Annotated in this window: 12 protein-coding genes; 4 read left to right on the forward strand and 8 right to left on the reverse strand. The window is 67.6% G+C overall.

The window, feature by feature from the left end:
* Positions 1-56: 56 nt before the first annotated feature.
* Positions 57-794, reverse strand: a complete 738-nt coding sequence (locus tag ASF98_RS11075; protein WP_055801475.1) for a GAF and ANTAR domain-containing protein — start codon at positions 792-794, stop codon at positions 57-59.
* Between the two features lie 168 nt (positions 795-962).
* Between ASF98_RS11075 and ASF98_RS11080 the strand changes: the two genes are divergently transcribed.
* Positions 963-1,211, forward strand: a complete 249-nt coding sequence (locus ASF98_RS11080) for a hypothetical protein (RefSeq protein WP_055801478.1) — start codon at positions 963-965, stop codon at positions 1,209-1,211.
* Between the two features lie 39 nt (positions 1,212-1,250).
* On the opposite strand, the gene ASF98_RS11085 is transcribed toward ASF98_RS11080, so the two are convergent.
* Genes ASF98_RS11085 through ASF98_RS11100 form a run of 4 tightly spaced genes read right to left on the reverse strand, consistent with a single transcriptional unit; the run spans position 1,251 to position 3,130 of the window.
* The gene (locus ASF98_RS11085; RefSeq protein ID WP_055801483.1) at positions 1,251-1,541 is read right to left on the reverse strand and encodes a hypothetical protein; all 291 of its coding nucleotides are present in this window, start codon (positions 1,539-1,541) and stop codon (positions 1,251-1,253) included.
* Between the two features lie 52 nt (positions 1,542-1,593).
* Positions 1,594-1,905, reverse strand: a complete 312-nt coding sequence (locus ASF98_RS11090; RefSeq protein WP_055801484.1) for an AzlD domain-containing protein — start codon at positions 1,903-1,905, stop codon at positions 1,594-1,596.
* Complete coding sequence (locus tag ASF98_RS11095) at positions 1,902-2,657, reverse strand: AzlC family ABC transporter permease (protein WP_200939340.1); 756 nt, start codon at positions 2,655-2,657, stop codon at positions 1,902-1,904. The genes ASF98_RS11090 and ASF98_RS11095 overlap by 4 nt, the downstream gene beginning before the upstream one ends.
* Positions 2,654-3,130 (reverse strand): DoxX family protein, encoded by a 477-nt coding sequence (locus ASF98_RS11100; protein WP_055801491.1) that lies wholly within the window; start codon positions 3,128-3,130, stop codon positions 2,654-2,656. Before ASF98_RS11100 ends, ASF98_RS11095 begins: the two co-directional genes overlap by 4 nt.
* A 44-nt stretch (positions 3,131-3,174) precedes the next feature.
* Between ASF98_RS11100 and ASF98_RS11105 the strand changes: the two genes are divergently transcribed.
* Positions 3,175-4,083 carry an ABC transporter ATP-binding protein gene (locus ASF98_RS11105; RefSeq protein WP_055801494.1) on the forward strand — a complete coding sequence of 303 codons (909 nt, stop codon included), beginning with the start codon at positions 3,175-3,177 and terminating at the stop codon, positions 4,081-4,083.
* Positions 4,080-5,672: an ABC transporter permease gene (locus tag ASF98_RS11110; protein WP_055801496.1), complete on the forward strand. Its 1,593-nt coding sequence runs from the start codon at positions 4,080-4,082 to the stop codon at positions 5,670-5,672. The genes ASF98_RS11105 and ASF98_RS11110 overlap by 4 nt, the downstream gene beginning before the upstream one ends.
* Before the next feature lie 14 nt (positions 5,673-5,686).
* On the opposite strand, the gene ASF98_RS11115 is transcribed toward ASF98_RS11110, so the two are convergent.
* Entirely contained in the window at positions 5,687-6,586 is a 900-nt protein-coding gene (locus tag ASF98_RS11115) for a glycerophosphodiester phosphodiesterase (RefSeq protein ID WP_055801499.1), read from the reverse strand.
* Positions 6,587-6,774: 188 nt separating this feature from the next.
* Between ASF98_RS11115 and ASF98_RS11120 the strand changes: the two genes are divergently transcribed.
* Positions 6,775-7,980: a DUF445 domain-containing protein gene (locus ASF98_RS11120; RefSeq protein ID WP_442854037.1), complete on the forward strand. Its 1,206-nt coding sequence runs from the start codon at positions 6,775-6,777 to the stop codon at positions 7,978-7,980.
* Positions 7,981-8,069: 89 nt separating this feature from the next.
* Here the strand turns inward: ASF98_RS11120 and ASF98_RS11125 are convergent, their stop codons facing one another.
* On the reverse strand, positions 8,070-9,293 hold the full coding sequence (locus ASF98_RS11125; RefSeq protein WP_055801505.1) for an MFS transporter: 1,224 nt from the start codon (positions 9,291-9,293) through the stop codon (positions 8,070-8,072).
* A complete protein-coding gene (gene narI / locus ASF98_RS11130; protein WP_055801508.1) occupies positions 9,293-10,120 on the reverse strand; it encodes a respiratory nitrate reductase subunit gamma in 828 nt (275 codons plus the stop codon). The genes ASF98_RS11125 and narI overlap by 1 nt, the downstream gene beginning before the upstream one ends.
* Position 10,121: the final 1 nt, after the last annotated feature.

Here is a 10,121-nt window from a genome sequence, read left to right on the forward strand (position 1 = left end):
GCCGCCCTTCGCCCGTTGACTGGAACTTTAAAAAGCATAGCCGCAAGGCGCGTCCCTTAGCCGTTGAAGTGGGCGGCGTCCGGTGTCGTATCGAATTTTCGCAGCAGGTCCTCGGCCACAACGCGGAGCTTGACGTTGCGGTTGCTGGAAACCTTGCTCAGGATCGCGAACGCTTCGGCCTGCGAACAGCGGCTCTGGCCCATCACAATTCCCGAGGCGAGGTTGATGCTGGTGCGTGATTTCAAGGCGTCGAGAAGGTCCTCATTGAGGTCCTTCGAGGCACCGATGCGCACAGCCAACCGCAGGGCTTTGCCGGCGCGGGCGGCGAACGCTTCGCAAATCACGACTGCCTCGTCGTCGAACGCCCCTGCTTCCGGGGCGAAAAACGACACGGATGCCGCGGCATCCGGATCCAGCCGCAGCGGGAGTGACAGGACGCTGAGCTGTCCGGCCCTCATCACGCCGCGGTTGTAGCGCGGCCAGCGGGAGTCGGCCCGGGCATCGGGCACCGATACCGTAGCACCGGACTCCAGGGCAGCCAGCGAAGGACTTTGGCCGGTGGCCTGCTGAATTTCCTCAAGCAGCCTCGCCCCTGGTCCGCTGCCGGCGGACGTCACAGGCCGCCGGGAACGCGTCAGGGTGACGGCGCACAGCACGGGAAGCCCGGTTGCCTTCCCGATGAAGCCGGCCGAGAATACACACAGTTCCCGGAGGAAGTCCTGCACATCGGCACTCTCGAGGACGAGGTCCTGAAGCCGTTCCGCCAGGTACTGGCCCAGCCGGGCGCCGGTCACAGCCCGCCCCCGGCTCCCGAATTCGCCGCCCAACGGCCCGAGGCCGGGAGATTGTGGCGGGCGTCACACGATATTAGAATTGTGGCGGTTACGCAGTCAGCCACTTTGTCTCGTTTTGGAGTTCGACATGGACTACGGACTACGCTCATTTTCCCTTCCGGTGCTGCCATGACCCGCCAGCAGCTTGCCTTGCTCATGAACGGCGACGCCGACCCGCTGCTGGTTATTTCGTCGGCGAGCACGTCGGAACTGCAGGCCCTCACAGACGCCCTTTTCCGGGACCTGGATACGTCCCACCCGGTGTTTGGGGCGCAGGTCTGGTACGACCTTGCCTTGGAAGAGTTGGAGAACAGGAACAACGGAGCCTCCCCACAGGCCGACGACTTGGCTGATTCAGATGCGTTTGGCGCAGCCTAGGCTGCGCTATTCGGCCTAGGTCAATACACCTGGGCTGCGCTATTCTGCCGGCTCGGCGCCAGCCTTCCGTTCTTCGTCCGGGGCTTGATCCTCGGCAGCGGCCTCGCCCCCAGGGGGCAACGGCGTCTCTTTGTGGTGGGCCTTCATGTGCGCCTCGTGCAGCTGATCCGCTTCCTGCAGATGCTGCTGGAGTTTCTCCTCGGCGTCGCGTCGGCGGCGGGACATCTCGCGCATTTCACGGGTGGATTCGGATCCCGGCGATGGCACGTAGGGCCTGGATTTGGATTCTCTTTCGGCAGCAGGAACCGCGGGCGCTTGTTCTTCGCTCATGGTGGCATCCTGCCACAGCACGGGCGGACCTACTAGGGCCGAACGGCCGTCATCAGCTCCAACCCAGCAGCCGCAACCCGGCAGCAGCACCGGCTCCGGCCAGGACCACCACCAGGAAAGGGGCCCGGAGCCATAGGGCGATTCCGGCCGCGGCCAGGGCGCCCATCCGGGCGTCAAGAGCCAGTGACTGGCCCGATGCCACTGCGTTCACAATGGTGAGCGAGGCCAGCAGGCCGATGGTCATGGTGCCCGCAATCCGGGACATCCGCGGGTTGCGCAGCAGGGTTGCCGGCACCAGATAGCCAAGGAGTTTCCAAGCGTAGCCAAGGAGGCAGGCAAGCAGCAGCCACATCCAAAGGCTCATCTGCCGGCCTCTTCCGCAGCGGGACCCTGACGCGGGTGTTGATGGTGCTCGGCGTAGGGATCCACATCGGGCTCCAGCCCCTCGTCGCTGCGGCCGTGGCTGAACCAGCCGATCGCCGCCGCCACAAATGCCGCTATCAAGATGGGAACTCCCGCGGGCACGAACGGCACGGCCAGCACCGTTGCCAGGGCGCACACCACTGCGATGGCCACCGGTTCGCGGCCCTTGAGCCGTGGCCAAAGAAGGCCGAGGAAGGCCGCCACGGCCGCGCCGTCGAGCCCCCATTGCTTGGGGTCCCCCAGCGCACTGCCCGCCAGCGCCCCGACGGCAGTGAAAATATTCCAGAGCACGAAGATGCCGATGCCGGCCGTCCAGAATCCCCGCTTCTGTTCGTCGGGGTCCGTCTGCCCGGTACTGGTGGCCGTTGATTCGTCGATGGTGACGTGGGCGGCGGCGTACTTGCGCCACCCGCGCGGTTGCAGCAGGGCGTTGAGCTGCATGCCGTAGATGCCGTTGCGCATGCCCAGGAGCGTGGCCGCGCCCATCGCCGCCACCCCGGATCCGCCGCCGGCCACCACGCCGATGAACGCGAACTGCGAACCGCCGCTGAACAGAAGCAGGCTTAGCGCCATGGTCTGCCAAAAATCAAGCCCGGACGTGACGCCGAGCGCCCCGAAGGAAATCCCGTAGAGGCCGGTGGCGATGCTGATGGACAGCCCCACCCGCACGGCCGGAGACTGAAGCAGCTTCACTGCCCGGCCCCGGGAACACACCGCGTCCCGGCAGGACGGAACGGCTTTCGCAGGCTCCAGGCCCAGAGGATCAGCGGCACCTGAAGCGGAAGCCGGGCGGTGTGCACCTTCCGCTGCCCCGGCGTTCCGGCCGGACCGTACGCGCGGCGCAAGGCGTCGGCATGCCCGGCAACGAAGGCCGTGAACATGGCAGTAACGCCCCAGGCGACCGGTTGGCGGGTGGCCGGGATCAGGAGTCCGACGGCGGCGCCCGCCTCGAGCAGGCCGCTGAGCGCCACCCATTCATCACGGGTCATCACCGCATACGGGCCGTTGGGCCGGGCGCCGGAGTCGTCACAACACAGGAAATCGGGAACCACTTGGTAAAAGAACGCGGGTTCGCGGAAATGCTTCATGGCGCTGGCCAGCAGCAGGGCGCTCAGGGCAGTCGCTGAGAGGGTCTGGGTGGCCCGGCCGGACCAGGTGAATGGCATGGATCCATGCAACCACAGGCGCCGCGCGGCGTAGCTTATTGACTATGAGCAACGTGGTGGAAATGACCGGCGTCGTCAAGCGTTTCGGAACCGTAACTGCCCTCGACGGCCTCGACTTCCAGGTCGCGGCCGGCGAGGTGCATGGCTTCCTGGGTCCCAACGGGGCCGGGAAGTCCACCACGTTGCGGCTGCTGCTGGGGATGCTGCGGGCTACCTCGGGCTCGGCCAGGGTGCTGGGCCTTGACCCCTGGCACGACGTTGCCACGCTGCACCGCCGGCTGGCGTATGTACCCGGGGACGTGGCCCTATGGCCCAACCTGACGGGCGGTGAGGTGATCGACCTGCTGGGGCGGCTCCAGGGCGGCCAGGACCGCGCCCGGCGTGACCGGCTGCTGCAGACCTTCGACCTTGACCCCACCAAGAAGTCGCGCACCTATTCGAAGGGAAACCGGCAGAAGGTCGCCCTGGTGGCCGCCCTGGCCACCGACGCCGAACTGTTCCTCCTGGACGAGCCCACCAGCGGGCTGGACCCTTTGATGGAGGACGCGTTCCGCGGATGCGTCCGCGAGCTCCGCGATCAGGGCCGCACCATCCTGTTGAGCAGCCACATCCTGAGCGAGGCCGAGGCGCTCTCGGACCGTGTAAGCATCATCCGGGCCGGCCGGGTGGTGGAGTCCGGACCGCTTGCGCAGCTGCGGCACCTCACCCGGACGTCGGTCACGGCCGACGTCGCACGCATGCCCCCGGGCCTGGACCTCCTGCCCGGCGTCCACGACGTTGTGGTGACGAACCACCGGGTCAGCGCCCAGGTGGACCCGGCGGGGCTGGCCCCGTTCCTGCAGGCCCTCACAGCCGCCGGGCTGCACGCACTGACCAGCCAGCCGCCCACGCTGGAGGATCTTTTCCTGCGCCACTACGGCCCGGCCGGGTCGCTCGAAGCGGCACGGCGATGACCGGGACGCTGGCCGGCACCGGCGTCCTGGTCCGGCTCGCGCTCCGGCGGGACCGCTGGCTGCTGCCGCTCTGGATTCTGGGCTTTGCGCTGATCGCTTACTCGACGGCGGCGGCCGGCGCCGAGCTGTACCCGGATGAGCCCAGCCGGGTGGCGGCCGCCACGGCACTGAACGCCACGGCGTCCATGGTGGCGCTCTTTGGGCGGATCTACGATCCGGCTTCGCTCGGCGCCCTTTCGCTCATCAAATACACCGCCTTCATGACCGCCATCCTCGCGGTGTTGATGGTCATCCTCACCATCCGTCACACCCGCGGAGACGAGGAAAGCGGGCGGCTGGAGCTCCTGGGCGGCGGACGGCTGGGCCGTGATGCGCCCCTGGTGTCCGCCCTTGCCATCAGCTTCTCCACGAGCATCCTGACCGGGCTGCTGTCGGCTGCCGCGCTTTCCCTCGGCGGGTTGCCGGGCCCCGGATCACTCGCCTTCGGGCTGGGCTGGGCTGCCACGGGGATGGCGTACAGCGCCGTGGCAGCCCTGGCTGCCCAGCTGACGGTCAGCGCCCGGGCCGCGACCGGGCTCAGCATCGGCGTCATTGCCGTCACCTACGGCATGCGCGCGGTGGGCGACCTCGCCGAGCCGGGACCCTCGGTGTGGTCCTGGCTTTCGCCGATCGGCTGGAACCAGCAGGTGCGGGCCTATGCCGGTGACCACTGGTGGGTGCTGTCGTTGCCCCTGGCGCTCTGCGCCGTCCTTGTTCCCGTGGCGTTCTTCCTGCGGGCGCAGCGCGACCTCGGCGCCGGCCTCCGTGATGAGCGGCCCGGCCCCGCGCGCGGAAACCTCTCCGGCGTGCTGGGCCTCGCCGTCCGGCTGCAGTACCGGGTCATGCTGGCGTGGTGTGTGGCGTTTGTCCTCTTCGGAGTGGTGATCGGCTCCCTCGTCGGCAATGTGGCCGACTTCCTGAGCTCGCCCGGCGCCCAGGACCTGATGCGTGCACTGGGAGGACCGCGCGCCCTGACCGACGCGTTCCTCGCCGCCGAGATCAGCATCATGGGAGTCATCGCGGCCGCCTACGGAATTTCCGCCGCCAACCATCTGCGGAGCGAGGAAACGGCCGGGCACACCGAAGCCCTGCTGGGCACTGCCACCACCCGGATCCGCTGGGCCAGCAGCCACTACGCGGTGGCACTGTCCGGCGTCGCGCTGCTGCAGCTCCTGACCGGCCTTTCGATCGGCATCGGTGCCGCGTCCGTCGTCAACGATGCAGAACTAGTGTCCCGGTCCACGGTGGCCGCCTTGGCCCAGATTCCGGCTGCCTGGGTGCTGACCAGCGCCGCACTGGCTGTGTTCGGTTGGATGCCGCGGCTGACCGGGGCCGTCTGGGTGCTCCTGCTCGGACTCATCGCCCTCGGTGAATTCGGGGTGCTCTGGAACGCTCCGGAATGGCTGATGGATCTTTCGCCGTTCCGGCACACCCCGCTGCTTCCGGTGGACGCGGAAGGAATTCCGGCGCTGGCGGCCCTCACTATTGCCGCCGCGCTGCTCGGCGCGCTGGGCTACGCCGGCTGGCGCCGCCGGGACCTTGCGGCCTGAATCCGGGCGGCTGTTCAGCTGACGGGATGACTGCTTTCGCCGAGCTGGGCCAGCACCTCCGCTGGCCGGTTGGTGGTGATTTCGTGGATTCCCAGGTCCTGGCACAGCGCCACGTCCTCGTCCGAGTCCACGGTCCACACCCTGAACCTGCGGCCGGAATCCATCCAGCGCTTCACCGCGCGGGCGTGCTGGCGCACGTAGTCAATGCCCGGTCCCGCCAGGCGCACTTCGCAGTCGTTCAGGATCCGTTCGCCTTCCACCTGGGCGGCCCGCATGACGTTCGCCACGGCCCCGCCCGTGATGGCTCCCAGCCCCAGTTCTTCACGGACTTCGTCCACTTTGATGTCGTCCACCAACTGGCAGATGAACTCGGCCGGAACAGTCTTGAGCAGGTGCTTGATAGCGTCCGGGCTGAAGCTCATGAAGGACACGGAAATGTTGTCCACCCGTGAAGTGCGGGGATCCCAGCCTTCCGATTCCAGCACCTCCAGCACCCTGTCCTCCAGCGCCAGCAGGTACGGGCTGGGATGCTTGAGCTCAATGGCGAGCCCGATTTCCCGGCCGGCCGCCCGGAGGATGTCCATCAGTTCCGGCAGCGTCAGCAGCTGGTCGAACTTTCCGCCGTATTCGAGGGGAGTCCGGGCGCCCTTCCATGAGGAAAAATCGAGCAGCCGCAGTTCATCGAGGGTCCGGTCAGCCACGGGGCCGGTGCCGTCCGAGGTGCGGTCCAGGTTCGCGTCGTGCAGCAGGACGACGTGCTGGTCCCGGCTGAGGTGGACGTCGCATTCCACGCCGTCGGCGCCGTCCGCAATGGCCTGGAGATAAGCGGCCCGGGTGTGCTCGGCGAAGGCGGCGCTGGATCCCCGGTGGGCGTAGACCAGCGGCCGGGTGAGGGCGGACTCGTCGGTAGTCATGGTGACACGTTAGCGGACGCCCGCGGCGGATGCGGGGCTAGGCTGGGCACATGCAGGTGAACAGTGAACAAACCACCCGTCCCGCTGCAACCCGACCCCCGGATGCCGGCGCACCCGGTGCCGGTTCCGGTGGCGCCGTCGAACGGGGCCTGGGCGGTGACGCCGAAAAGGCGGCCGCCCTGCGCAAGATGAAGCTGCTGGCCCTGAGCCTGCTGATTGTCATGGCGGTGATTTTCGTCTTTGCCTTCGCCCTGCAGAAACAGTACCCGTGGCTGGAATACGTTCGCGCCGCCGCCGAGGGCGGCATGGTGGGCGCGCTTGCGGACTGGTTCGCGGTGACCGCCCTGTTCAAGTACCCCATGGGGATCAAGATCCCGCACACGGCCATCATTCCGCGCCGCAAGGACCAGATCGGCGCCTCGCTGGGTGAATTCGTTGAGACCAACTTCCTCTCCGAACAAGTGGTCCAGGAAAAGCTGGCTTCGGTGGACATCGCACGGAAGGCCGGTGCGTGGCTGTCCGGTCCCGGCGGTGCCGAGCGCGTGGCAAAGGAGGGTGCCGCCGTCATTCGCGGCGCCTTCAAGGTCTTGAACGACGACGACGTCCAGGCCGTGATCGAATCCATGGTCCGCAAGCACCTGCTCACTCCGCCGTGGGGGCCGCCGGTGGGCAGGCTCGCCGAGCGGATCTTCGCCGACGGGCACCATCACACCCTGGTGGACCTGCTGGTGGACCGGACCGTGGACTGGGTCAGGGACAACCACGAGACGGTCAGCAGGCTGGTTTCGGACCGGTCCCCGCAGTGGGTCCCGCAGTTCGTGGACGGCCTCGTGGGAGACAAGGTGTACGTGGAGATCCTGAAGTTCACCAAGGCCGTGCAGGCGGATCCGCAGCACCAGGTCCGGCAGTCCATCGACACCTACCTCACCTCGCTCGCGCAGGACCTGCAGCATGACCCGGTGATGATCGCCCGGGCTGAAGGCATCAAGGCTCAGGTGCTGGGCGACCCCGAGGTCCGCGAACTGGCATCCCGCACCTGGGGCACCATCAAGGCGGCGCTGCTCGGCGCCGTCGACGATCCCCACAGCGAACTGACCGTCAAGTTCAAGGCGGCCGTGCACGACTTCGGCACCCGGCTGGTCGTGGACCCCGAACTGGCGGGCAAGGTCAACGCGTGGATCGGGGACGCCGCGGGCTACCTCGTGAAGACGTACCGCTCCGACATCGCCGGCGTGATCACGGAAACCGTGGCGCGCTGGGATGCCGAGGAGACCTCACGGAAGATCGAGCTGCAGGTGGGCAAGGACCTGCAGTTCATCCGGATCAACGGCACCGTGGTGGGCGCCCTGGCTGGCCTGGCCATCTTCACGCTGGCGCACCTGGCCTTCGGCTGACCGCGCCCTGACCGCCCAAGCGCGAACGGACACTTGAGCACCCTTCCGAAGGGCCGCAAGTGTCCGTTCGCGCTCCAGTGGAAGCGAAGCTACGCAGGGAGCGCCTTTGTCCTGGTCCGGCCCCTGATGCCGAAGACGGTGAACACGAGTGCCACCAGCGCGGTGACCACCAGCAGGAGCAGGCCGATCGAATAGCTATGCGTCGCGGCGTCGTACGTTGCCCCCATCACGAGCGGCGGAAAGTAGCCGCCGAGGCCGCCCGCCGCGCTGACCACTCCGCTGATGCTGCCCACTTTCCCGTGCGGCGCCAGCACGCTCACCCAGGCGAACACCCCGCCGGCACCGAGGCCAAGGGCCGCCGCCATGGCGACGAACGTCAGGCCGGCCGGGACCTCACCGTCGGGCTGCAGGTTCACCACCCACGCGAGGACGGCGACGGCGGTCAGCGAGACGATCACCACCGGTTTGGGCCCGAGCTTGTCCGCGAGCACGCCTCCCACCGGCCGTGCCAGCACGGCCGCGAGGGCGAACCCTGCCGTGCGGGCACCGGCGCCGCTGGGATCGAAGCTGTACACGTCGCGGAGGTAGGTGGGCAGATAAGTGGCGAAGGAGACGAAGCCGCCGAAAACGACGGCGTAGAGGAAGCACATCTTCCAGGTGACCGGTGTTTTGGCGGCGTCCAGGAGTTTAGGAAGCATGGGGGCGTTGCTGCGGGTCCAGCCCGGGGATTCCTTCATCAGGAACCAGACCAGGGCCGCCATGACGGCAAGGACCCCTGCGATCAGCAGGTGCGTCGGGAAGTATCCGATGGCGGCCACGAGCCGGGGGTTCAGGAAGGCCGCCAGCGCCGTACCGCCCATGCCGGCGCCAAAGACGCCCGTGGCGAAGCCCCGCCGGGACGGTTCGTACCATCCGCTGACAAAGGGGATTCCGACGGCGAACACGGTTCCGGCGACACCGAGCAGCAGGCCCGCGCCCAGCACCAGCGCGAACGAGCGCAAGGTTCCGCCGACGGCCACCAGCAGGATCGGCACGATGGCGGCAAGCAGCACGAAGGTGAACATCGCCCGGCCGCCGTACCTGTCCGTCAGGGTTCCGACGACGATCCGCCCCAGTGAGCCGACGAACACCGGCATGGCCACCAGGACCCCGGTGGTGGCCGGGTTGAGCTGCAGGTTCTGGGTGTAATAAGCGCCGAGGGTGGCCACGGAGTTCCACGCCCAGAAGCCTGCCACGGACGCCGCGGTTGCCAGGACCAGGTTCCGGGTCCGGCCCGTGGAGTCGGACGTTGTCGGAGGCACGGATCCGGCCATCAGCGGTTCCTCGTGTCCCGGTCGCGGGTACCGACGGCGGACCAGCCGCGTCGGGCTGCCGTACCAGTGGTCCCTGAGGTGGCTGCGCCCGTGGATTGACGGTCCCGGTCCCGCGAGCGGTAGACGATGTACGGGCGGAAGAGGTAGTGCAGCGGCGCTGTGAAGGCGTGGACCAGCCGGGTGAACGGCCAGATAACGAACAGGGCCATGCCCACCAGGGTGTGCAGGTGGAAGGAGAACGGCGCCCCAGCCATGGCCGCGATGTCCGGCTGGAAAATGAACAGCGAGCGGAACCAGGGCGCCACGGTCTCCCGGTAATTGTGCCCGTGCTCGCCCTCGAAAACGCTGGCAAGGGTGGTCCAGAGGCCGAACACAATGGCGGCGGTGAGGACCACGTACATGGTCTTGTCGTTCGTGGTGGTGGCCATGAACACCGGCCCTGTGGTGCGGCGGCGGTAGATCAGCAGGAGGATCCCGCCGAGCGTCCCCACCCCCGCAATCCCGCCCACGAACAAGGCGTTGAAATGGTAAAAGTCCTGGCTCATGCCCACCGCGCGGGTCCACGCCATCGGAATCACCAGGCCGAAGAAGTGCCCGGCAATCACCGCCAGCAGGCCGAAATGGAACAGCGGAGAAGCAATGCGGAGCAGTTTCGATTCGTACAACTGGGAGGACCTGGTGGTCCAGCCGAACTGGTCGTACTTATAGCGCCACACCAGGCCGCCCACCAGCACCACCACCATCACGTACGGCAGGACGCCCCAGAGCACAATATCCATCGTGGAGATTTCGACGACGGATCCGGGCTCGGCTTCGGATGCAAGCATG

This window comes from Arthrobacter sp. Leaf337, assembly GCF_001423745.1.
In the GTDB taxonomy this organism is placed as follows: Bacteria; Actinomycetota; Actinomycetes; order Actinomycetales; family Micrococcaceae; genus Arthrobacter.